The 21,871-nt window shown below is 68.5% G+C and carries 20 protein-coding genes and 1 pseudogene; 6 read left to right on the top strand and 15 right to left on the bottom strand.

Annotated elements, in window-relative coordinates:
- Complete coding sequence (locus C6Y14_RS43190; protein WP_107022412.1) at positions 1–768, bottom strand: enoyl-CoA hydratase/isomerase family protein; 768 nt, start codon at positions 766–768, stop codon at positions 1–3.
- 306 nt (positions 769–1,074) lie between these two features.
- Here C6Y14_RS43190 and C6Y14_RS43185 point away from each other — a divergent pair, with 306 nt between their 5' ends.
- Together C6Y14_RS43185 and C6Y14_RS43180 are read left to right on the top strand one after the other, a co-directional pair.
- Positions 1,075–1,995 (top strand): LysR family transcriptional regulator, encoded by a 921-nt coding sequence (locus tag C6Y14_RS43185; protein ID WP_107022411.1) that lies wholly within the window; start codon positions 1,075–1,077, stop codon positions 1,993–1,995.
- A gap of 381 nt (positions 1,996–2,376) precedes the next feature.
- The gene (locus tag C6Y14_RS43180) at positions 2,377–2,997 is read left to right on the top strand and encodes an IS5 family transposase (protein ID WP_263973129.1); all 621 of its coding nucleotides are present in this window, start codon (positions 2,377–2,379) and stop codon (positions 2,995–2,997) included.
- Between the two features lie 120 nt (positions 2,998–3,117).
- Here the strand turns inward: C6Y14_RS43180 and C6Y14_RS43175 are convergent, their stop codons facing one another.
- From C6Y14_RS43175 to C6Y14_RS43125, 11 genes are all read right to left on the bottom strand, one after another.
- Entirely contained in the window at positions 3,118–3,603 is a 486-nt protein-coding gene (locus C6Y14_RS43175) for a hypothetical protein (protein WP_225891570.1), read from the bottom strand.
- 212 nt (positions 3,604–3,815) lie between these two features.
- Positions 3,816–4,787, bottom strand: a complete 972-nt coding sequence (gene pip / locus C6Y14_RS43170) for a prolyl aminopeptidase (protein ID WP_107022410.1) — start codon at positions 4,785–4,787, stop codon at positions 3,816–3,818.
- Between the two features lie 459 nt (positions 4,788–5,246).
- The gene (locus C6Y14_RS43165) at positions 5,247–6,455 is read right to left on the bottom strand and encodes an MFS transporter (protein WP_107022409.1); all 1,209 of its coding nucleotides are present in this window, start codon (positions 6,453–6,455) and stop codon (positions 5,247–5,249) included.
- 12 nt (positions 6,456–6,467) lie between these two features.
- Positions 6,468–7,730 (bottom strand): preATP grasp domain-containing protein, encoded by a 1,263-nt coding sequence (locus tag C6Y14_RS43160; protein ID WP_225891566.1) that lies wholly within the window; start codon positions 7,728–7,730, stop codon positions 6,468–6,470.
- Between the two features lie 50 nt (positions 7,731–7,780).
- Positions 7,781–8,869, bottom strand: a complete 1,089-nt coding sequence (locus tag C6Y14_RS43155; RefSeq protein WP_159074417.1) for a radical SAM protein — start codon at positions 8,867–8,869, stop codon at positions 7,781–7,783.
- A 1,160-nt stretch (positions 8,870–10,029) separates the two neighbouring features.
- Positions 10,030–10,314: an ester cyclase gene (locus tag C6Y14_RS43150; RefSeq protein WP_107022406.1), complete on the bottom strand. Its 285-nt coding sequence runs from the start codon at positions 10,312–10,314 to the stop codon at positions 10,030–10,032.
- 120 nt (positions 10,315–10,434) lie between these two features.
- A complete protein-coding gene (locus C6Y14_RS43145; RefSeq protein WP_159074416.1) occupies positions 10,435–10,848 on the bottom strand; it encodes a hypothetical protein in 414 nt (137 codons plus the stop codon).
- Positions 10,849–11,205: 357 nt separating this feature from the next.
- A complete protein-coding gene (locus C6Y14_RS43140; RefSeq protein WP_199855071.1) occupies positions 11,206–11,829 on the bottom strand; it encodes a class F sortase in 624 nt (207 codons plus the stop codon).
- Positions 11,830–11,930: 101 nt separating this feature from the next.
- Complete coding sequence (locus tag C6Y14_RS43135) at positions 11,931–12,323, bottom strand: hypothetical protein (protein WP_107022404.1); 393 nt, start codon at positions 12,321–12,323, stop codon at positions 11,931–11,933.
- Between the two features lie 123 nt (positions 12,324–12,446).
- On the bottom strand, positions 12,447–14,519 hold the full coding sequence (locus C6Y14_RS43130; protein WP_107022403.1) for a sensor histidine kinase: 2,073 nt from the start codon (positions 14,517–14,519) through the stop codon (positions 12,447–12,449).
- Positions 14,506–15,294 carry a response regulator transcription factor gene (locus tag C6Y14_RS43125; RefSeq protein ID WP_225891565.1) on the bottom strand — a complete coding sequence of 263 codons (789 nt, stop codon included), beginning with the start codon at positions 15,292–15,294 and terminating at the stop codon, positions 14,506–14,508. The genes C6Y14_RS43130 and C6Y14_RS43125 overlap by 14 nt, the downstream gene beginning before the upstream one ends.
- Before the next feature lie 152 nt (positions 15,295–15,446).
- Between C6Y14_RS43125 and C6Y14_RS45995 the strand changes: the two are divergent.
- Positions 15,447–15,568, top strand: a pseudogene (locus C6Y14_RS45995) (IS5 family transposase); the annotation flags it as partial.
- Positions 15,569–15,944: 376 nt separating this feature from the next.
- Complete coding sequence (locus C6Y14_RS43115) at positions 15,945–16,937, top strand: aldo/keto reductase (RefSeq protein ID WP_107022401.1); 993 nt, start codon at positions 15,945–15,947, stop codon at positions 16,935–16,937.
- On the opposite strand, the gene C6Y14_RS43110 is transcribed toward C6Y14_RS43115, so the two are convergent.
- The 3 genes from C6Y14_RS43110 to C6Y14_RS43100 form a co-directional block, all read right to left on the bottom strand.
- A complete protein-coding gene (locus tag C6Y14_RS43110; protein WP_225891564.1) occupies positions 16,934–17,935 on the bottom strand; it encodes an alpha/beta hydrolase in 1,002 nt (333 codons plus the stop codon). The two genes, C6Y14_RS43115 and C6Y14_RS43110, sit on opposite strands and share 4 nt — an antisense overlap.
- Before the next feature lie 328 nt (positions 17,936–18,263).
- Positions 18,264–19,052 carry an SDR family oxidoreductase gene (locus tag C6Y14_RS43105; RefSeq protein WP_107022399.1) on the bottom strand — a complete coding sequence of 263 codons (789 nt, stop codon included), beginning with the start codon at positions 19,050–19,052 and terminating at the stop codon, positions 18,264–18,266.
- Positions 19,053–19,090: 38 nt separating this feature from the next.
- Positions 19,091–19,471: a nuclear transport factor 2 family protein gene (locus tag C6Y14_RS43100; RefSeq protein ID WP_107022398.1), complete on the bottom strand. Its 381-nt coding sequence runs from the start codon at positions 19,469–19,471 to the stop codon at positions 19,091–19,093.
- Positions 19,472–19,549: 78 nt separating this feature from the next.
- Between C6Y14_RS43100 and C6Y14_RS43095 the strand changes: the two genes are divergently transcribed.
- Together C6Y14_RS43095 and C6Y14_RS43090 are read left to right on the top strand one after the other, a co-directional pair.
- On the top strand, positions 19,550–20,344 hold the full coding sequence (locus tag C6Y14_RS43095) for a MerR family transcriptional regulator (protein ID WP_107022397.1): 795 nt from the start codon (positions 19,550–19,552) through the stop codon (positions 20,342–20,344).
- A gap of 520 nt (positions 20,345–20,864) precedes the next feature.
- A complete protein-coding gene (locus tag C6Y14_RS43090; RefSeq protein ID WP_225891563.1) occupies positions 20,865–21,761 on the top strand; it encodes a flagellar biosynthesis protein FlhF in 897 nt (298 codons plus the stop codon).
- Positions 21,762–21,871: the final 110 nt, after the last annotated feature.

The raw sequence follows: 21,871 nt of genomic DNA, 5'->3' as shown, positions 1-21,871 counted from the left end.
TCAGTTGCTCTGGTAGGCGAGGTCGGCGGCGGTCAGGCCCTCCAGGGCCATGCCGAGCTGGAGTCCCTCGGCCATGCGGCGGCTGATGCGCTGGCGCAGGGTGACGGCGAGGTAGCGGGTGAGCAGCTGGGGCTTGGCGGCCAGGTCCTCGGCGAGCTGCTGGGCGCGGGGCAGGACCTCCTCCAGCGGCAGCACTTCCGCGACGGCGCCCCAGCGTTCGGCCTGCTCGGCGGTGAAGGAGCCCTGGGTCAGGGTGAGGTAGCGGGCTCGGTTGACGCCCAGAGCCTCTTCCCAGGCGATCTGGATACCGTCGCCGGGGACGATGCCGAAGGTCAGGTGGGGGAAGTCGGAGAAGACGGTGGTGTCGGCGGCGATGACGATGTCCGCGAGCAGGGCGTACTCGCTGTGGACGGATGCGGGGCCGTTAACCGCGGCGATGACGGGCATCTCCAGGTCGACCAGGCGCTGCAGCACGCGGCGTCCCTCGGCGATGGTGCGGTCCCACTGGGCGGGCTTCGTGATGTCGCCCAGGCTCGCACCGTCGATGTCGGTCATGAACCGGTCGCCGGTGCCGGTCAGCACCAGTGCCCGGTTGTCGCGGTCCTCACCGATCTCGAACAGGGCACGGGGGAAGTCGGTGTGCGTGGTGCCGGTGAAGGTGGCCGGCCCCTCGTCGGTGTGGAAACGCAGCGTGAGGACGCCCGAGGCACTGCGGCTCATCGCGAGGTTCTTGAACGCCGTGAAGTAGGACGGGATGTGCTCGGACATGAAAAGCTCCCAAGTCAAGTAGTAAGGGGCGGGAAGTCGTTCCGCTCTGTGCTTCCCTACTCAACTCCCACCGCGACCGCCTGCATAGTGCCTGGCCAGAGCACCTGCCGAGGGCGGCTATAAGCTCCGGTGATGGGGCCGGGCACACTCGGCCCGCACCCGCCCAGACGGCAACGGCTCGCTGCAGCGACGTTCCGGTATTCGTGCCCGCTCGTCCGCAGGCACGGAGGAGTGTCACGGACAGTGACATTGCATCGGTCCGCAGACGTGCGTGGCGTTTCTCTCGATGCGTGATGCGATGAGCGCATGGAAATCCGAGCAATGCGCGCGTTCGTGGCGGTGGCCGAGGAGGGAAGCCTGTCCGCGGCGGCACGACGGCTGCACATCAGCCAGCCCGCCCTTTCCCAGACGGTCAACGCCCTGGAACGCGAATTCGGCACTCGGCTGCTGACCCGCAGCTCCACCGGTGTGCAGGCCACCGAGACCGGCCAGACTCTGCTCGCCGAGGCCCGTGCCGTCCTCGCCCGCTACGACCAGGCAGTGGCCGCCATGGCGGCCCGCACCGGGGAAAGCACGGCCACACTGCGGATCGGCATCCCCCTGGAACTCCCCGCCGACCTGCTGTCCAGAGCCCTGCTGGACCTGGCCGCCGCCTATCCCTCAACACGCGTTCAGGCCCGGCACCTGTCCACCACCGCGCAACTGGCTGAACTACGCAAAGGCGACCTCCATCTCGGTCTGCTGAGAGAACGTCCCCTCGGACAGGAATTCGACGCAATGCTGGTCGTCGAAGAGCGCCTGGGAGTTCTCCTCGCAACGCAGCGCGCCGCAGAGCTGGCCGACCCCGACGGCATCCGCCTCGACGCCCTGAACGGCCTGGACTGGGTGGGCTTCGCCCGCTCCGGCAGCCCCGCCTGGTACGACGAACTCACCGCCATCCTGCGCAGCCACGGCATCGACCCGGGCGCCCCCGTCCCCGAAGGGCAGCCACTGATTGCCGAGGTCAAACTCGCCTCCGTCAGCGCCGGTCACGCCTTCACCCTCGCACCCCCCGGCTGGTCCCAGCCCCTGCCCGACACCGCCACCTGGTACCCGCTGACCGGCCATCCCATCGTCCGGCGCACCTGGGCCGTCTGGAACGCAGGATCCCACCGCCGCGACCTCGGCCACCTCATCGCCGCCCTGGACCAGCCCACCGTTCAAGGGCCGTCCAGCACCACCGGTTGAGGGCCGCGTCACCAGCCAGCCGGTGCCACTGCAGTTCACTGCAGTGGCGACGCGGCCAGGCCCGGGCGTGCGACGATCTGGCAGGCGACCTCAAGCACGGCAAGCAGCCCCATAAGCCGCATTTCAACCGATCTTGGAACGTGTGGATCGAACGGAATTCCTGGTCGGGTGATCCTCCGGCGCTGCGCGCATGAAGGCAGGGCCTCCTGGTAGCTCCGGCGTGCGACCCCATTCCGAGCGGTTCACGGCGGCCCTGTTGTCGTTGTTGTACGCGCCCGACCCCGTGGACTGCAACTCGCCCGCAGTGTCATGCGATTGCCTCGACACGTGCACGGCACGCGGCTGATCATCCCGATCGAGTGCGCCGGTATCCCTCCGGACATGACGGACGCGAAGTGGGCGGAGGTCCGGCCCTTGTTGCCGGTACCGGCCTGGTTCCAGGGGCGGGGCGGACGGCCCCAGGTCTACTGTCACCGGCAACTGCTGGACGCGATCCGTTACCTGGTCGCGGGCGGGATCTCGTGGCGGGCGATGCCCGCGGACTTCCCCGGCTCGGGCCGGGTTTACGCCTTCTTCCGCCGCTGGCGCGAGCACGGGCTGATCGCCGAGTTCCACGACCGGCTGCGCGGGAAGGTCCGTGAACGCGAGGGCCGCGAGGCCGAGCCCTCGGCGGGGATCATCGACGCACAGTCGGTGCAGGCCGCCGCAACGGTGCCGTCCGCCTCACGCGGCTACGACGGCGGGAAGAAGGTTCCGGGCCGCAAACGGCACGTCGTGACCGACGCCCTCGGTCTGCTCCTGGCCGTCGCAGTCACCGCCGCGAACATCGGAGACCGGGACGCCGCAGCCGGCCTGCTGACCCGGCTGCGCCAGCTGCACCGCGACATCACCCTCGTCTGGGCCGACGGCGGATACACCGGCTCCCTCGTCGGCTGGTGCCGGGACAAGCTCGCTCTGGCCTTGGAGATCGTCAAGCGCACCGACGACATGACAGGTTCGTGATGCTGCCGAGGCGGTGGGTGGCGGAGCGCACGTTCGCGTGGTTGATGAACTCCCGCCGTCTGGCCCAGGACTACGACACCTTGCCTGCCACCAGCGAGGCGATGATCTGGTGGCCGATGGTCACGCGGACAAGTCGGCGTCTGGCACGGCCACGGCCACGGGCCGCCGGCCGGCACTGAATGCCCCTGACGCCTCCAGGAGAAGCCATCCGCACTCCGCCAGGCGACGGGCTTTGGACCGCAGCCCCTCGACCTTCGCCGGCATCGCCCCAAGGCCCAGCTTCACCGCGATCTCTTTGGCCCGAAGCGGCCCGTGACCCGTGGATCGATGCTGTTCCAGAACGCCCAGAATCCGCTGATAGCCCGGCGCCAGAACCGTCACCGGCAGCCCTTCCCGCCAGAGCGGCACTGTCGAGCCCGGCACCGGCGCAAGTGATGGCGCCGCTTCCTCCTCCGCCTCGGTCGTGGTCACGGCAGTGGACTCGGCCGCGGAGACTGCCAGGGCCTCGACCAGTTCCTCCCGCGCGATCACCCGCCGGTCGAGCTCGATCTCCGCGGCCTCCAACACCTCAGCCAACCGCGCGACTTCCTCCCGCAAGCCCTCCACCCGCACGCGGGCAGCCGCCCCGCACCTCCAGCATTCGCAGCACCGACGCCACCGCGCACCCCTCGGTCATGAAGCGGACACAAGACGTCGGCATGCCTCCCTCACCCCAAGCGAAACCAACGCGACTGATCATTTCGGCCCTGACCGTGCTCAGTCTCACCGAGGGATCGCCAGGTCTCAAGCCGGCCAAGTGTCGCATCGCCACGGCGGACTTATGTGACACCTCCCTCGGCGAAGTGGTCGAGGGCGCGAAGCACATGACCGCGCGTCGTGACGGTGCCCAGATGCCCGGCGTCCTCGACCACGATCAACTCGGCACCGGGCCAGGCCCGGTGAAGCGCCCACGCGGTGTCAGGAGGCCCGCCCATGTCGAGCCGGCCGTGGACCAGCACACCAGGGATGCCGGCCAGCCGTCCGGCTTCGCGAAGGAGAACACCCTCCTCCAGCCACGCGCCGTGGGAGAAGTAGCGGGAGCAGATCCGCACAAAGCCGAGCCGTGAGGCCGGAGGGCGATCTCCGTACACGCTGAAGGCGCCCTTGGTCTCCCCGGACAGGACGGTGTCCTCCCACGCGCACCAGTCGGCCGTGGCCTTGTCGCGGACGGCGGCATCGGGATGTTCCATCAGGCGGGCGTAAGCCCCGACCAGGTCGCCGTCGGGAGACAGGCCGGCACCGGCGATGAAGCGTTCCCACTGCTCGGGGAAGAACCGTCCCACGCCCCTGTAGAGCCAGTCGATCTCCGAGCGCCGGGTGGTGGTGACACTGGAGATGACGATCTCCGATACGCGCTCGGGGTGCTGTTCCGCGTAGGCCAGGATGAGCGTGGAACCCCAAGAGCCGCCGTGAAGAAGCCAGTTGTCGATTCCCAGATGCTTCCGCAGCCGTTCCATGTCGTCGACCAGATGCCAGGTGGTATTGGACCGCATGTCGGTCGCCGGGTCGCTGGCGTGCGGGATGCTACGGCCGCAACCTCGCTGGTCGAACAGCACGATCCGGTACTGCTCCGGGTCGAAATACCGGCGCACGCCCGTTCCGCAACCCGATCCCGGGCCTCCGTGCACGACGAGCGCCGGCTTGCCACGGGGATTGCCGCACACCTCCCAGTACACGTGATTGCCGTCACCGACGTCGAGAACGCCCTTCTCGTAGGGCTCGATCGGGGGATACAGCTCACGCTCATTCATCCGGCACCCTCCACCCCTGCATCACGACTCCGGCACCCTACAACCGCTCCGCTTACACACGACATCGCCAAACCCGGACCACCATGTCGGTCACCTCGACCAACTCGACCACCACATTCATCAGCGAGGAGAGCAGCAGCTCGTCGAGCCGCGACCGTACTTCGTTCACGGCGCAGCACTGTCGGCCACACAGCGCACCGGCCGGGCGATTTTCGGGCTATCTCAGCCACCATCACGAGAAGATCGACAGTCACGCTGCGTACGCGACCACACGAGGTGAACCAGAGCCGCTCAGACCTCCATAGCCACGGACCCGAAGTGCGCTCGCTCCACACCCAACCCCGGCCGCGAGTTCCCCAGGGGGCCTCTTGAACCAGCGGCACGAGCAGCCGGGGAAGCGGCGCGCATTAAGCCGTAGGTACGTCAGTGATCGGCCTGTACGCGCCTGGGGACGTACTCTCACCCTTCCTCAAGGAGAGGGGCATCCTGCCGCTGGATATCCGCAGACCGCTGCTTGTCCCTTGGGGGCCTCCGCCTGAGACACGTCGCTGCGGTCAGCAGGAACGTGGTGCCGGTGGCGATGAGGACGACGGTGTCGGGAGTGGTGACGGTGAGGAGGAGTCCAGTGGCGGCAGCGCTGAGGCCGTAGCCGATGCCGCTGCCGGCGTACAGGACGGAGTAGCCGACGGGGTGCAGGTCGGCGGGCAGTTGTTCGCGCAGGGTGAGGTTACGGGTGATCAGTACGGCTGCCTGCAGGAGACCGGTGAGAGCGAGGAGAGCGGCGATCACGGTCCAGGTGGAGGCGAATGCCGTGGCGGCGACGCCCGCGATCATGATGCCGAGTAGAAGGGTGCTTTGGCGTTCCACGCTGCCGGGCCAGATGCGCGCGCCATAGACGAGGCCGCCTAGGATACTCGCGAGGGTGAAGCCGGTGAGGATCGGGCCACTGTAGGTAACGGGCAGCTCCCGGTGCTGGAGCAGGGCGGGCAGTGTGAGTTCGATGCCGGCCAGCAGGTACATGGCGGCGATGCTGGTCAGGTAGACGGGCCAGGCCGTCAGGGCTTGTTTGAGCGGGGCGCGCTGTCCTTCGTCCGTGGCGCCGGTTTTGTCGGGCAGCAGCCACAGCCCGGCGGTGGCGGCGAGCGTGGCGATCGCGGCGAGGAGGAACGGGGTCTGCGGAGCGGACTGGAGCGCGAGTACGGACACCAGGGCCGGTGAGGCGGCCCAGGCAGCCATGTTGAGCGTGGATTCCAGACTGAGGGCGGCGTGGAGGTGCTTTTGGGGGGCGAGGTCCTCGGCCATGGTGCGCAGCGCGCCGGGTGCGGCGGCTGCGGCGGCGCCGGCGAGCGCGGCGAGGATCACGGCGAGCGCGGCGTCGGGGGTGGGAAGGAAAGCGAGCAGGGCGAAGGCGACGGCGGACAGTCCGAGTCCAGCGGTGATTTCTCGGCGGTAGGGGCGCGTGCGCAGGCGCATGCTGAGAAGCGGGGCGCCTATCGCTTCCGCGATGGCGTACGCGGCGGCCATGGCGGCGCCGCCGCTGTAGCCGGCGTCCGTTCCGCGCCCGTAGAAGAGGAAGGCGAGTGGCGCCATTGCCACCGGCAGGCGGCTGGCCGTGACGACCTCGGCCCAGATCGAGACGTGCTTGGTGAACAGGCCGCGGTACGGCACGCGTGGTGATCCTTAACTGTCGTACTGGGCCAGGAGACCGGTCAGTTGGTCTTCGAGGGCGCTGGCTTCATCGTGGTTGTGGGCGAGGACCACGTACTCGAGGTTGCCGGTGGCGGCGGTGTCGTCGGAGGCGATGACGATGCCATGACCACGATGGGGATCCCAAGCGAGCCCGTGTTCTCGCATGGCGGGCAGAAGATGGGCGAGCGCGGGTGCCCGGACGTTGAACCTGCTGATCAGGACATGGCTGTCCGTCCAGTCCGGTCCGACAAGAGTCTTGGCGATGTGATGCAGGTGGGTACTGCCGCCCAGACGCGCGTTGACCTCGTTGAACCAGACGTTGTCGACCTGGTCGATCACCGCGTCGATGCTGGCCAGACCGCGGTAACCGAGGCTGTGCATGAAGCGGGCCATCCGCAGGGCCTCGCTGGTGAAGTGTTCCCAGGCCGGTCCGGGCACGCTCCTGGGCGGCAGTGCGAGTCCGGCGAGGACCGGCGGATGCTGGTCGGTACGGAGCTGTCCCCCGTTGAGGAGGACGGCTTCGCCGTGTTCGGGGCAGTCCACCTCGACGTACACGGATGTGCAGTCTGGGTGGAACACCTCCAGGACGATCTCTCCCTGCGGGGCATGGGTGGCGGTCAGCCCGGCCTCCTTCAGCACCTGTTCGTCATCGGCGGGATCGCCGAGGACGATCGTGCGCTGGGCTCCTGTGCCTTCCAGGCCCGGGTCGGTGGTGATCACAGTGTTGCCGTGGCCGCCGACGGCGCGGTCGCGTTTGAGGATGACAGCCGGGTGTGCGGCCAGGAGCCGATGCAGCGTGTACAGCAGATCCTCACTGGTGCGGCACGGTATGCCGTCGGGGACGGCGAACCCGGCCCCCGCCGCCAGGGCACGGAAGACGACCTTGCTGTTGAGCAGTTCCGCACCGCCTTCCGCCACGAACCGTGATCCGGTGACAAGACCGAGCTCACGCGCGAACACCTCGGCGCCCCGGTCGTGGATGTACGGACAGAACTCCCAGTCAGGAGTGACCAGTTCCCTCAGACGGCCGAGGATCTCCTTGAAGTGGAGCAAGCCCTGGGCAAGGAGGTCCGCGTCCGGCGCGATCACGTGGATGCGGGCCGGGGAGATACCCGTGTGCTGCGCGACGTGATACAGGAAGTCACCAGGCACCGGTCGTGGCAGGACGAGGGCATCGCCGTCCCGCATCAGCCACACCAGGCGTTTCATCGCGAACAGGATGCCGTCGAAGTCATCCTGCGTGAGCAAGTCCATGCGGTCAACCATGTGCTCGGTACAGGCATTGCCGAGCCAGAGGCGGGGCATCAGAACTCGGCCTTTCCGCCGATAGCGTCCAAGTACCACACCTGCAGAAACCCGTTGTCGTCGACGCGAGCATTTTCGGGAAGCTGCCAGCCGGGGACCCAGGACACCCTCTCCTCATACCGGTAGGCGGTCTGTATCAGCATCCGGTTGTGCTCGTCCCGGCCGATGATCGACCCCTCGTACAGCGGCACCTTGCCCACATCCGTCATCAGCGTGAAGTGCGGGCGTATGCGGCCGGACGTCAGACCCGACGCTCCCAGCCGACGGTGCAGTTCGAGGCCCTCCTCGACGGACGTGCGATGGTGATCCATGCCGCGGATCGGGACGCAGTGAAACAGATAGTGCGCCTCGATTCCCATGTAGCGCAGCTCGTCGAAGAGCCCGACGAGGGTGTCGAGGCTATCGTTGAGCCCGCGCAGCAGGACCGTCTGGTCGTAGATGCGCGCCCCGGCCTCCTGCAGCGCGGAATACGCCTCCCTGACCTCGGGAAACAGCTCGCCTTTGTGGTTGATATGAGTGGCGATCTCGACCCGGAACGTCGCACGGCGTCGCAGTGCATGCTGCATACGGGCATCGACCCGGCGCGGGTCCTGGAGCGGTACCCGGGTAGCGATGCGCACGATCTCGACCTGGGGTGCATGTTCTTCCAGCGCGTCCAGCAGCCATTCGATCCGGTCGACCAGAATCAGCGGGTCACCACCGGTTACAAGCACTTCACGAACATCCTGGTTCTCCTGAGCCGTCCCGCAGTAGCGGGCAATGAGTTCCAGATCCTCACGAGAGAGCGTGGCGGTGTCGTACTGCCCGCGGATGCACCAGCGGCAGTGCGCGGCACAGATCGTTGTGGGCTCGACCAGCAAAGTCCGCCGGTACAACTTCTCGACGCCACGCACTTCACGCCCCTCGAAGAGGGTGCTCATCTCCAACTGGTAGTGCCGGGCGACCTCGAAGGTCTGCTCGACAACCTCAGAAGGGTCAACGGCGTACTGTACGTCGAGGAACGGGAGCGACCCACCGGCTTCCTCGATCTTCTTGCGTAAGTACGGGGATATCTTCTCGGCGAAGACGCCGTTCTTGGCTCCGGCCATGACTGTAGGGCCTGTCCTCTCAGGATCACTGAACGGGAAATGGCGCCTCGCCATTGGTCGCCGGCAAGACGTGCAGGCCCACTGAACCGGATCGGGAAGCCAGTTCGGCATCCTGACGGTGCGACAACAACCCTGCTGTGTCAGGTTGATGACAGGAAGTTACCGACGGCCCCATCAGAACACATGTCCGGTGCACCGGATATGGCGTACCTCACGTTTCGTAGCGTTGAGGAGTTGAGTGCAAGCAATAAGTGGCCGAGTGGGGACATTCAGACAGCCCAGACCCGGTTAACCGTCCGGTTAGCCACATCAGGCGATTCCGTGACCTGATGCAGGGATCCCACCGACCACACAGCAGATGGCATCCGGGCCACCCCGGAGAGCAGCCCCGGCAGGACGCCAACCTTCAGCACGTAGAACTTGACAGAGAAGCCTCCTGCCCGGGACTTCATCAGCCTGTCCGTCCAACTGACATGCTGGCATGGGGCGTTGTGAAGGTCTCATTGCCGATCTACCCCGACAAACTGCCCTTGCTCAAGGACGTCTGTGCTGCGACCGGGTTGTTGCTGGCTAGCGGTCCACCCGGACCAGTGACCGTCCAATGGCTCGTCAACGGCAACGGCCGAGCGATGGTGGCGGGCCAGGAGCTGCAGGTCGGGCCGTCCACCGCGGCAAGGTCGCAAACGGGTGGCGGAGGACACGCATTCCACATCGCCCACGGCGGCGAAGACCCGGCCGTTCACCCGCGCACGAGAGAAAACCGGTCACCATGGCCAAGCCGTCAATCCCGGGAGCCGAGTCAAACAAGTAATGAAGCAGAGTGTCTACGAAGTGCTAACCCTTACACCCCCTTGCGGAACCAGGCCCTGGCCCCGGATGAACGACACAAGGCAACACTGGACATGGCCGCCCGCGTCCTGGCCACCACGCTGCAGCAGGCCGCGGCATGCCGCGCTGGCCCGCCTCTGACCTGTGGCACCGCGGTGCACGCTGGGAGCACTGCGTCGGCATCATGGGTGGGTGTGCACACCGTGTGATGCCGGTGTACAGACAACAGTGGCTGTCCGCACCCCCGACGATGCGATATGCCGCGCGGCGCATTGCGAAGCCGAAGTCGCCGCCTGGGGCAGCCCAGTTGGCACTGGCAGCTTGCCGGTGCGTTACGCCCCGGCTGCGCCGATCTGCCTCATCGTCTCGTCCATGTCGGCATGGTCCCAGACCTCGACGATTTTCCCCTCTTCGATACGGTAGAAAGTGAACTGCGCGATGCTCACCCGTCGGCCGGTTGCCTCGATGCCCTGGAAAGTTCCCTGGTGGGTGCCCGTCACCATGAAGTGCACCGCGATGACGTTCCCGTCGATGGCGAGATGTCGTATCTCCCAATGCCAGTCGGGGAATGCGGCAGTGATTGGGGCGAACTGGCCAGCCACGGCTTTCGGATCCATCGGTGCGTCGTTGACCTGGTGGTCGAGGTGCAGAACGACGCCATACCGTCGAAGTCATGCTCGTTGCAGCGCTGCAGATAGGACAGTCGATGATGCGCAGCATACGCAGTCTGCCCGGGATCAGCCTCCGGGGTGACCGAACAGTGCCCCGAGCACGGTGTTCATCGCGGCGTTGCGCACGACTTCCGGGTTGGTGGGTTTCGGTGCATTCGGTCGGTCGCACAACATGTCGACCACTGCGACGATCAACGAAAAGGGGTTCACATAGAAGAGGACCGTCTTCGTGGCCCCCGCAGCAACACCACCCCTGTGTGCGGTTTCAAGGGCCGCGCCCCTCGCGAGGCCCGTCACGACGTCTCCCTGCAGGAAGTCGCCAGCGACGTGCCCATAGCTGATGCTCTCAGCAAGGTCCATCGTCCGGTGTTCGCCCGGCTGGTGCATCCCTGCGCTGAAAGGAGCACCCTCCCTCGGTGGGGGGAAGTGGTTCGGCGGGTTGTGGAGTCGCTCGGCCGGCGGAGGGTCGGGCTTCTTCACGAAGGGAGCGGCGGGCTCCATCACGAGCCCGCCGGTGGGATCGCACACCCACCTGCGCCGCCGGGACCCGGTCCGTTGAGGGCACTCGTCCGTCACGGAGGCCGACGCGGAACCAGCCTCTGTTACCAATCGCCCGGTGGGATCGCATACCCACCTGCGGCGTTGGGACTCGGTCCGCTGAGGACCCGCCCCTTTCACGAACCCCCCATAGGTTCGTATTCGACCTTCATGCGGGTTTTCGCAATCACGGCCACCCCTGGAACTAGGTCTCCACTCACATAAAACGGTACTACCACTTTGGGTATCCGTCAGGGTCCGCCGGACCTAGGTTGCTCCGAATCCCTGCGCCTACGGGCCTCAGCTCGCTGTCGCGTACACGATGAGGTTGTCGACAGGGTGCCCCTCAGCATCGAAGTCGCCGTCGCACGTGATGAGCCGTAGGGCACGTTCCTGGGTCGGCCCGTAGACCTTCTGCGTCGGGAAGGCGTTTTTGGCGACGCTCTCGGTGGCTGTGACGGTGAAGTGGAGGGTTTTTCCCGTCTTGTCGGTGACGGTGATGTCCGCACCCTCCTTGATCTTCTTCAGGTCGTGGAAGACGGCCTCGCCGAAGCGGGTGTCGTTGTGGCCGATGATGACGGCCGCGCCGATGTCACCGGGCACCGCGCCGCCCGTGTACCAGCCCGCGGTCATCCCCTCCTCGGCCGGCGGGACCTGGACCGTCCGGTCCGTGTTGAGGCCCAGCTCCATCAGCGAACTGGTGATCCCCACGGAGGGAACGGCCACCTCGGCTGGGGCCGCCGCAGCGTCGGCCGCAGGCCGCTCGGACTGCGCAGTGCCCGACGCGGCGGCCGGGGCGGTTGGGGCGACCCGGCCCGTCGGGTCGGGGGCGGACGAACAGCCGGTGAGCAGGGTGACCAGGGTCAACGCGGTGAGGGTCGCGAGGCGGGCCCGGGACAGGGCCGGACGGTGTGCAGGGGGCAACTCGGGCTCCAGGACAGGGTGCGAGGGTTCGCCGGAACGCACAGGGCGCCGCCTGGTGAAGGGCGGCGCCACCGTTTCGTACAAGAGGTTGTGCTGACGGGTCAGCCTTCGCGGCGGGCGGTGGTGCGGCGGCGCAGTACGTAGGTGCCGGCGCCCGCGAGCAGCAGCGCACCGGTGGCCGAACCGATGAGCGTGCCGGTGTTGTCGTCCTGAGCGGGCGCCTCGCCCGCGGCGACACCGCCACGCGGGTAGTCCTTGCCTCCGGCCTTCCGGGCTTCAGCGGCCTTCCGGGCCTCGGCCTCCTTGAGCGTCCTGGCGTCCTCGGCCTTCTTCTTCGCCAGGGCCTCCCTGTCGGCCTTGGTCGAGTCTGTCGCGCCCGGCGTCGGAGTCGGGTCGGTGGCGAAGGCCGCGGAGGCCGGGACGAGCAGCGCGCCGGCCGCGACGCCGGTCAGGACAGCGATACGCAGCGGGCGCAGGGTGAGACGGCGGGACATGTGAGAGCTCCAGTTCCAGCCCGGCTTGGTCGTTCCTGGTTGCCGATCCGCACCAGGTTCCGGGCATGGCTTCACCCTGACTGCCACTTGTGAGGAAACTGTCAGAGCGCTGTCGTCATCCCATCAGGGCCGACCGGGATCCTCCGGCTTCCGTGACTCGGCTGTCGGCAGCCGCAGGGTGAAGGCGGCCCCCTCCCCCTCCGTGCTCGTCACGTCCACCGTGCCGCCGTGGGCCTGGGCGAGCTTGAGGACGATCGCCAGGCCGAGGCCGCTGCCGCCGGTGCTGCGATTGCGGGACTTCTCCGCCCGCCAGAAACGGTCGAACACGTTCGGGAGGTCGGCCGCCGGAATGCCACTGCCGGTGTCGGACACCTCCACGGCGAGCTCGTCCCCCGGGTCGGTGACGTACCGGCGCAGGGTCACCGTGCCGCCGGCTGGCGTGTGGCGCACCGCGTTGGAGAGCAGGTTGCTGACGGTCTGCCGCAGCCGTACGGGGTCGGCGTCGAGGAGCGGTGGGGCAGGGATGCCCGGCGGCGGTGTCAGGACCGTGAGGGTGACGCCCGCCGCCTCGGCCAACCCCTGGTGCGCGGCAGCGGCCTGGCCGAGCAGCTCGTCGATCCGTACCGGCTTCCGATGCAGTCGCAGGGCGCCCGCGTCGGCCGCGCCCAGGTCCTGGAGGTCGTTGATGAGGTGCTGGAGCTGCACCGCCTCCTCCAGGAGAGAGGAAACGAACGCGGGGTCCGGCACGGCCAGTCCGTCGTGGGCCGCCTCCAGCCAGCCCCGGATGTTGCTCAACGGTGTTCGCAGCTCATGGGCGACATCGCTGACCATCACCTTGCGCTGCTCCTCCAGGCGGGCCCGGTGCGCGGCCATGTCGTTGAACGCCGCCGTCAGCCGTCCGATCTCGTTGTCGAAGACGACGGGCACGGGCACCGGCGTCGCGTCCAAGCCCTCTCGCATACGCTGGGCGGCGCCGGTGAGCGCATGCAACGGGCGTACGAGCCTGGCTCCGGCGAGCACCGAGGCCCCGACGGTGAGGGCGAGGACCAGAGCGGTGACACCGGCGATGCGTGCGGTGTTGGCGCGGGAGAGGTCGAAGCCAGGCACGCCGGCGGCACCGGGGCCGTCGATGAACAGGAGTGCGGGCTCGGCGACATAGCCCGTGAGCTGTTCCCGGCGGGCGCTTTCGACACAGGTGGCCACGGCCCGGTCGTACGCGCTGTCGCGGATCTCGGCGGGGGCGTAGTCGAGTGCGCTGCCGGAAGCCGCTTTGCGTTCGGCCGTCGCGGCGTCCTCCGCCTTCTTGGCGGCCAGGGCCTTCGCCTCCCGCTCGCTGAGCCCGTCCTCGGCGCCGGAGACCGCGTCGTCCCGCCCGTATATGTAACTGCGGTCCCAGGACAGGTCCAGGTTCAGTTTCACGCCGGTGCGACCCTGTCGTTTCAGGCAGGCGTCAGCCAGTTCGTTGAGGGCGCTCAGGGCCTTCCGCTCGGTCGCGGTGGGACCGACCGGATAGGACGCAAAGCACTTGGCCTCCATGTCACGGTCGGTGACGCTGCCGGTTCCCGCCTCGGTCTCGTCGCTCACGAACTGGACGCGGGGCCGTCCGCCCGGGCTCTCGACGACGTCGGCGGCGATACCCATCCGGCTGAGGCACTCCACCCTCCCGGCGGCGGCCTTCCGCAGTGCGTCGTGTTCCTTCGCGGGCAGCCGGAAGGGCCCCACGGCCCTCGGATCGACGCGGTCGGCGCCGGCCTTGGCCGCGTCGGGCACCAGCACGGTGTCGACGGAGCGTGGATCCACGACCGCCGAGGCCTGCTGAGCGAGCAGCTCGTCGGACGAACCACCGCCCGCTGAGCGCGAGTCGGCCGAGTCCACGAACGGGCGTCGGCCCGGCGTGGTGAGCACGATCCGGCGCCCGGACTCCAGGGCCAGATCTCGCACGGTGGTGTCGACGCCGTCCCAGTCGGGGTGGGTGGCCGCGTAGCCGAGGAGCATGTTGTAGATCTTCGCGTCGGACTTGAGGTTCTGCCCCTGCTCCTGGCGGATCGCGACGGAGGTCGTCTGCACTGCCAGCCAGGCGGTAGCGGCGACCGAGCACGAGGCCACCAGCGCCGTCACGGTCAACAGCCGCCCCGCCAGGCTCTTGCGCAGCGGCAGCCGGGCGGCCCCCGCCGCGCCCCTGTCAGGACGACGCATGGCGCACGTTCTTCGCGGGGTCCGTGAGTTTGTAGCCGACGCCGAAGACGGTGATGAGGCGGGCCGGCCGTCGTGGGACGCGCTCGATCTTCTTGCGCAGGTTCATGACGTGCACGTCGACGGTCCGGCCGCTGATGTACTTGTCGAAGCCGTGCAGCTCGTCAAGGAGCCGTGCCCTGGTGAAGACCCGGCCGGGCTCGGCCGCCATCGCCGCGAGGAGACGGAACTCACCGGGCGTGCACTCGACGGGGGTCCCGGCCACCGACACCTCATGCCGCAAGGGATCGACCCTGAGCGCGCCGACCGTCAACACCTCGTCGTCCGGGGCCGCTTCGGGGCCCGAGGCGGGAGCGGGGGCGGGGGCGGGGGCGGGTACGGTCGCCGGAGACGGAGCCGGATCGGGGGCGCGCCGATTGCGGCGAAGCAACGTCCTTACCCGGGCAGTGAGTTCACGCGGACTGAACGGCTTGGTCATGTAGTCGTCGGCACCGAGGTCGAGGCCGAGCAGCAGATCGTCCTCGGTGCTGCGGGCCGTCAGCATCAGCACCGGCACCTCCCGGCGTTCGGCGCGCAGGATCCGTACGACGTCGAGACCGTCGGCCCCGGGCATCATCACGTCGAGGACGACCAGGTCGGGTTCCCGGTGCCGGACCGTCTCAAGAGCCGTCCGGCCGTCCCCGACGACCGTGACGGCGTGACCCTCGTGCTCCAGGTAACGGCGGACCAATTCGGCCTGCTTCGCGTCGTCTTCGGCGACCACAATGTTTGCGCACACGCCGCAGATCGTAGCGACCACCGGCGCCGGGAGGTCGGAAGTGTCCTTACCGCGAAGGCCGTTCGGAGGTGGACAAACGAAAGTGCAGGGCTGAAGTCGAGCGTGGCCACGGTCACCGCGGTCTGCCGGGCATGCGGAATGAATGCCGCATCATGGAATGTCGTGCGTATCCAGGTGACCGGTCCGATGCGCTCTGCAGTTGATCAAACCGGTGCTGTCCGCCTGGCGTTTCGAGCGCCGCGGCAGAGCGCTGGGCTTCGGCCGGCCACCAGATACGACGAAACTGTGATCTCCTGCGAAGCGGCGGTCACTCTCGCGTCATTCCTGCTCTGGACAAGATCAGCTTGCAGACGGACTCCAGCACTCCAGTTTGACTTCGCGATCTTGTCGCGGACCCTGCTGGGAACGGGTCCGGCCACTGAGCCTCTGCACCCGCTGGTGAAGACGGCCGGGACATACGCGATGTCCGGGCCCTGTGGCGACCTGCTGTCGGTGAACCGCTTCACCCTCCCGTGCCCCCGCCGTGCCTGATCTGCCGGCGGGGCCGGTTCTCCGGCTTGACTTCGGGTGCGCTCCAAGTCCTAGCGTCGGAGTCATTCGTCGGCCCTTGAGGTACCGCCCGGTCCGCTGGGCAGGAGGAGTATCCGCGCATGATCACCCGAACCACGCTCGGCTCGCCCGGTCTCACCGTCAGCGCGATGGGCCTGGGGTGCATGGGGATGAGCGAGAGCTACGGCGCCGCCGACTGGGACGGCGGCCTGGCCACCATCGACCGGGCCCTGGAGCTGGGCATCACGTTCCTGGACACCGCCGACGCCTACGGCACCGGACACAACGAGGTGCTGGTGGGCCGGGCCGTTAACGGCCGCCGGGACCAGGTGCAGCTGGCCACCAAGTTCGGCATCGACCGTAGCGCCGGCGACCGGGCACGCCGCATCCGCGGTGCCCGGGACTACGTGCTGCGCTCCTGCGACGCCTCGCTGCTGCGGCTGGGCGTCGAGGTGATCGACCTGTACTACGCCCACCGCCCGCCCCAGGACGTGGAGATCGAGGAGACCGTCGGAGCGATGGCCGAGCTCGTCGAGGCGGGCAAGGTCCGGCATCTGGGCCTGTCCGAGGTCGACGGCGAACTGCTGCGCCGGGCGCACGCGGTGCACCCGATCACCGCGGTGCAGAGCGAGTACTCGCTGTGGACCCGCGACGTCGAGGCGCTCACCCCGGTGATGGCCGAGCTGGGGGTCGGGCTGGTGCCCTACTCGCCGCTGGGGCGGGGGTTCCTGACCGGCACCCTGGACCGCTCCACGCTGGGCGAGAAGGACTTCCGGCGCACCAACCCCCGCTTCGCCGGCGAGGCGGGCGAGGCCAACGAGAAGGTCGCGCAGACCGTGCGTGAGGTGGCGGACCGGCTGGACGCCACCCCGGCCCAGGTGGCGCTGGCCTGGGTGTACGCCCAGGCCGAGCGGCTCGGGGTGGCGGTGGCGGCCATACCGGGCACCCGCAGCCCGGCCCGGCTGGAGCAGAACGCGGCCGCGCTGGAACTCACCCTGGACGCCCAGGCGCTGGCCGTGCTGGACCCGCTGAGCGACCAGGTGACGGGCGAGCGCTACACGCCCGCGCACACCGTTGAGGTCGCTCGGGGTTAGGACTGCACTCTGACTTCGCGATCTTGTCGCGGACCCGGCCGGGAACGGGTACGGAGCGAAAGGCCCGCGCTCCTACAACTGGGCCTGGATCCGCATCGGCGCCGGCCGGGCGGCTCGCGTACGGCGCTGGACGACACACTCGCCGCCACCGTCTGCACCAGGGCGGCGATGGCGTCCTGCGAGATCACGGCATGCGGGGCCACGACGTCGAAACCGTGGAACCCACCGGGCCATACGTGCAGTTCGAGGCGGCCGCCCGCCTGCCATAGGCAGCCTGCGTAGGCGATGTCCTTGTCCCGGAACGTTTCGGCCGACCCGACGTCGATGAACGTGGACGGCAGGCCGGAGAGGTCTGTCGCACGGGAAGGCGCAGCATACGGGGACACGTTTGGTCCTCCGCGAACGCCGTCGCCGAGGAGCGCGTTCCATCCGGTCTCGTTCGAGGAGCTGTCCCAGATACCGACGCCGCGCATCTGCTGGGCAGAGGGCGAGTCGTTGCGGTCATCGAGCATCGGCGACAGGAGCAGCTGGGCCAGGATGGCCGGGCCGTTGCGGTCGCCCGCCATCAGGGTGACACCTGCCGCGAGTCCGCCGCCGGCGCTCGCACCGCCGATGACGATGCGTTCAGGGTCGATGTTGAGTTCGTGGGCGTGATCCGACACCCGCACCAGGCCCGCGTAGCAATCCTCGACGGGACCCGGGGGGGGTGTCTCGGGTGCGAGCCGGTACTCGACCGAGACCACGGCCATGCCCATCGGTTCGGCCAGGTTCAGCATCTCGACCAGGCCGAACCGGTTGTCTCTGACGATCATGCCGCCGCCGTGGATGTGGTAGATCGCCGGGGTCGGGGTCGCCGCATGCTTCGGGAGGCAGATCAGCAGCGAGACGTCCGCTTCCCCGTCCGGCCCCGGCATCTCCCACTCCCCCACGCTGTAGGTGCCACCGCGCGAGAGGACCTCATCGGTCGGGGTCTCCACCCCGGGGACGGGCTTGCGCATCTCGACGATGTTGTCCGAACGGTACGCGCCAGGGGAACGCAGGCTGGTCAGGACCTCGATGACGGGAGCGAGCTCCGGGTCGAAGGGCGGGGGCGGTCCGGCCGGTCGGGCGGATGTCCGGTCAGTGATGGGTGTGGTCGGGTGTTCTCCCTACTTTAGGCAACTGGGTGTCTGCCTGCCCCCGCTCACGGGTCATCGATGCAATGTCACGTGGCCGATGCGGCCTGCCATCTGGTGGGTCAACCTGAGTACTCGCACACGCAGACTGATGACGCGCAGCCGTCGGGTCGAGCTGTTCGCGCGTTGCCACGCGGAGCCGGTGACCGGCTCAGACGGTCGGGACGGTGCCGCCGTCGATCACGTACTCGGCGCCCACGATGGCCGAGGCGCGGTCCGAGACCAGGAACCCGACCAGGTCCGCGATCTCCTCGGTGTTCGCGAATCGTCCCAGGGGTACTCCGCCGAGGGAGTCGTAGATGGTCTGCTTGGCGGCTTCACGTGTGAGTCCGTTGCCCTCGGCGATCCGGTCCACGAACCTTTCGTAGGCCTCGGTCTCGATTCCGCCGGGGCTGATCGCGTTGACCCGTACGCCGCGCGGCGCGAGCTCGTTGGCCAGGCCCTTGCTGTACGTGCGCAGCGCGGCCTTCGCCGCTGCGTAGGCCAAGGACGCGTCGTACTGGGGCAGTTCACGCTGGATCGAGGTGAAGTGCAGCACCACGCCCGCCCCGGACCGGATCATTGCCGGGAGGAGAGCTCGATCAAGGCGCACCGCTCCCAGGAGGTTGAGGTTCAGTTCGGTGAGCCACTGGTCATCGGTGATGACCGCGAATCCACCGGCCGGCGTCGACGCTCCTCCGACGACGTGCACCAGGATGTCGAGTGTGCCGCCGGCTTCTGCGATGCGAGCGGCCACGGCGTTGGTGCCCTCGATCGTCGTCACGTCCGCTTCGATGAACCGGTCCGGGTGCTCGTACCCGTCGGGCATCGTTCGTGCCGTCACGTACACGTCGGCACCCATCTCTCGCAGTCTCTCTGCGACGGCCTTGCCCGAGCCCTTCGAACCGCCCGTGACCAGCGCCCGGCGACCGTCGAGGCGATCGCGATCTGAACCAGACATTTTTCTCTCCACTGAAGATCGAGGTGGCGTGGGGTCGGTCAGGCCGGGTGGTTGGCGATGACGAGTTCGGCGATGAGGTCGTCGTGCAGCGTGAACCGGTAGTCGAGCTCGGCGGTGCCGCCCGGGAAGGTGCCCTCCAGCCGCACGGTCACCACCCAGTGCGCGTCATCGACGCGGTGAGCGCCGATCTGCTCGGTCGTGTAGGCGAACTCGGATCCGGCGTCCCGCAGGAAGGCGTGGGTCTTCTCCCGGCCGCGGAAGGTCTCGTCCTGGTCGACGACCACCACATCCTCGGCGAGGAACGACGTGGCGGTGTCGGCGTCGCGGGCGTCGTGAGCGGCGAAGAACTCGCGCACGGTGGTCGGGAGCAGATCGGTGGTCGGGAGCAGATCGGACGGGAGATCGGTGTGCTGTGTCATGAGCCCACCGTGTGACCTCACGGCGCGGGAGGGTCAAGCCGTGGACTCTCCCCCAGGGGGAGCGTTCACAATGAGGGGATGCTGACCATCGGCGAGTTCTCGCGGCTGACCCACCTGAGCGTGCGGACCCTGCGCCGCTACCACGAGGCGGCCCTGCTGGAACCCGCCGTGGTGGATGAGACCACCGGTTACCGCTACTACCGCGTCGACCAGATCCCGACCGCACAGGTCATCCACCGCCTCCGCGACCTCGACGTCCCCTTGAGCGAGGTGCAGCGGATCCTGCGGACCCCCGACCCCGGTGTCCGGGCGGCCCTGGTCGCGGACCACCTGCAACGCCTTGAGGACGTACTCGACCGCACCCGCGCCGCGGTCGTCTCGCTGCGCCGCCTGCTCCGGCCCGACCCCGCGCCGATCGACGTCGAGCTGCGTGCGGAGCCCGCCCGGACGGTCGCCGCAGTGGAAGCCGTCATCGGGCATGGCGACGTCTCGGCCTGGTACGCAGGCGCGATGGCCGAACTGGAGACAGCCGTCGGCGCCGCCGCGACCGGACCGCCGGGCGGCAGCTACGACAACGCCCTTTTCGAACAGGAACGCGGCCACGCGACCGTCTACCTGCCGACCGCCGCGCCCCCTCGCACCGGACGCGTGCACCCCATGATCCTGCCGGCCGCGGAACTGGCCGTCACCACTCACGTCGGCGAGCACGACGGCGTCGAGGTCACCTACGGCGAACTCGGAACCTGGGTGGTGGAAAACGCCATGTCGGTCGCCGGGCCGGTGCGGGAGGTCTACGTTGTCGGCCCCCGCGACACAAGCGATCCTGCTGCGTGGCGCACCCAGATCGGCTGGCCCGTCTTCCGCGTCACCTGAAGCGGTCAGTGCGGCGCGCAATCCTGGAACGACGGGCACACACCGCAGCCTTGCACTTTCACGAATCGGGGCATCCCGCACGGGAAGAAACACTCTCCAGGTGACGGAGCATGTCGGGCCGGACTCGCGCGTCCGCATCGAGGGCGGCGGTTCATGGCACTCTCGTACGAAGCGCTGTGTCAGTGCGGTGATGCCGGCCGGCGCGGAAGGTGGCGGTGCTGACCATTCGTTAGGTCCCCGCCTTCGGGATTGGCGGCATCGATGTGGCCCACCACGTCGAATCCGGGCACGCGCGGCAGGCGGCCGAGATTGAGTGAGGGGCAAGCCTTGGACCTTCGTCGCCAGTGGAGCGCCGTTGCGCGAGGACGTCCTTGTGCGAACCGATGCCGCGTCTGTGGAGCAATGTCTCGCAGTGTGCTTGCCCCGCCTGCGTGAGCTGGGCTTTTCGTTCCCTGTGTGAGAGAGCAGGTGCGACCGAACCGCCGTCCTGGATGTCAGTGCCGGCTGCTTACATGAGCCCATGGACACCGTGCACACGACCGCCGCCCTCCTCCCGCACCCCGCCGAGCTCCGCGCGTACCTGCGTGCGCTGGCCGTGCTGGACCAGGCGATCTGCCGCGACCCGCGATTCTCCCGCTACTCCTTCTCCACCACCTGGGGGCCTGGGACGGAGGTGGCCGTGATGGACAACGGCTCGGGTGACGACTTCTCCGTCCTCTTCACCCCGGCCGGTGTGCTCGTCCGCGGCTTCGACCACGAGTCGGAGATGAGCCCGTACGCCACGGACGACGAACAGGTCTGGCCCGGTGTCATCGACGAGGTGCCCGCCGCGCTGCGCCCGCTCCTGGACGACCCGGCCTTCGTCGACGAGGGCCTCGGCGCTCCGCGGGTCACCGCCTGCCTGTGGTGGGAGACCGACAGCAGCACCTGGCGCACCGGCTCGGGCATCCAGTTCCCCTCGGGCAGCCCGGACCCGGACGGCTCCGGGCACCTCTTCCGCCTCCTCACCGACCGCTCCCCCGAGGCCGTCCAGGCGCACTTCGAGGAGGACTACGGGCGGCCCGTCCCCCTCGACACCGTCCGCCACGTCCTCGCAGGCCACCCCCTGACCCCCGAAGCCGCCCGCGGCCTCAACCCGGCCGCCCTCTCCGACGAGGCCCTGCTCCGCCGGATCGCCGCCGCCCCGAGGTCGAGGCGTACCTCGCCTGCGACGGTGAGTTCGACCTCACGCGGACCGACCCCATCGAGTCGATCGCCCTGCCGGCCGGTCTCCCGGTGGAGCCCGTGGCCGGCTGCAACGCGGGAGGCACCCACTACCTCTGCGGCCCGGCCGGCTCCGACCGCGTCCGCCCCGTCCTCTACACCGACTCCGAGGGCCAGGCTTCCCTCATCGCGGAGTCCCTCGCCGAGGCCCTGACCCTGGCCATCGTCCTCCCCTCCTGGCACGACGCCCTGGCCGGCTTCCGTCCCCCCGCGCTCAACGCCGACCACCTTGAGGACAACCCGGACCATCCCGAGGTCCTCGCC

The sequence above is a fragment of the Streptomyces dioscori genome (assembly GCF_003024195.1).
In the GTDB taxonomy this organism is placed as follows: Bacteria; Actinomycetota; Actinomycetes; order Streptomycetales; family Streptomycetaceae; genus Streptomyces; species Streptomyces dioscori.
The sequence above is the reverse complement of the archived record's forward strand: the minus strand, read 5'-3'. Positions and strand labels throughout refer to the sequence as shown.

Excerpts from the sequence above, each read along its gene's own strand:
- C6Y14_RS43115 (WP_107022401.1), top strand. The coding sequence starts at position 15,945 with ATGATCACCCGAACCACGCTCGGCTCGCCCGGTCTCACCGTCAGCGCG.
- C6Y14_RS43130 (WP_107022403.1), bottom strand. The coding sequence starts at position 14,519 with ATGCGTCGTCCTGACAGGGGCGCGGCGGGGGCCGCCCGGCTGCCGCTG.
- C6Y14_RS43160 (WP_225891566.1), bottom strand. The coding sequence starts at position 7,730 with ATGGACTTGCTCACGCAGGATGACTTCGACGGCATCCTGTTCGCGATG.
- C6Y14_RS43095 (WP_107022397.1), top strand. The coding sequence starts at position 19,550 with ATGCTGACCATCGGCGAGTTCTCGCGGCTGACCCACCTGAGCGTGCGG.
- C6Y14_RS43185 (WP_107022411.1), top strand. The coding sequence starts at position 1,075 with ATGGAAATCCGAGCAATGCGCGCGTTCGTGGCGGTGGCCGAGGAGGGA.
- C6Y14_RS43100 (WP_107022398.1), bottom strand. The coding sequence starts at position 19,471 with ATGACACAGCACACCGATCTCCCGTCCGATCTGCTCCCGACCACCGAT.
- C6Y14_RS43090 (WP_225891563.1), top strand. The coding sequence starts at position 20,865 with ATGGACACCGTGCACACGACCGCCGCCCTCCTCCCGCACCCCGCCGAG.
- pip (WP_107022410.1), bottom strand. The coding sequence starts at position 4,787 with ATGAATGAGCGTGAGCTGTATCCCCCGATCGAGCCCTACGAGAAGGGC.
- C6Y14_RS43135 (WP_107022404.1), bottom strand. The coding sequence starts at position 12,323 with ATGTCCCGCCGTCTCACCCTGCGCCCGCTGCGTATCGCTGTCCTGACC.
- C6Y14_RS43110 (WP_225891564.1), bottom strand. The coding sequence starts at position 17,935 with ATGCGCAAGCCCGTCCCCGGGGTGGAGACCCCGACCGATGAGGTCCTC.
- C6Y14_RS43190 (WP_107022412.1), bottom strand. The coding sequence starts at position 768 with ATGTCCGAGCACATCCCGTCCTACTTCACGGCGTTCAAGAACCTCGCG.
- C6Y14_RS43180 (WP_263973129.1), top strand. The coding sequence starts at position 2,377 with ATGACGGACGCGAAGTGGGCGGAGGTCCGGCCCTTGTTGCCGGTACCG.
- C6Y14_RS43150 (WP_107022406.1), bottom strand. The coding sequence starts at position 10,314 with ATGGATCCGAAAGCCGTGGCTGGCCAGTTCGCCCCAATCACTGCCGCA.
- C6Y14_RS43105 (WP_107022399.1), bottom strand. The coding sequence starts at position 19,052 with ATGTCTGGTTCAGATCGCGATCGCCTCGACGGTCGCCGGGCGCTGGTC.
- C6Y14_RS43155 (WP_159074417.1), bottom strand. The coding sequence starts at position 8,869 with ATGGCCGGAGCCAAGAACGGCGTCTTCGCCGAGAAGATATCCCCGTAC.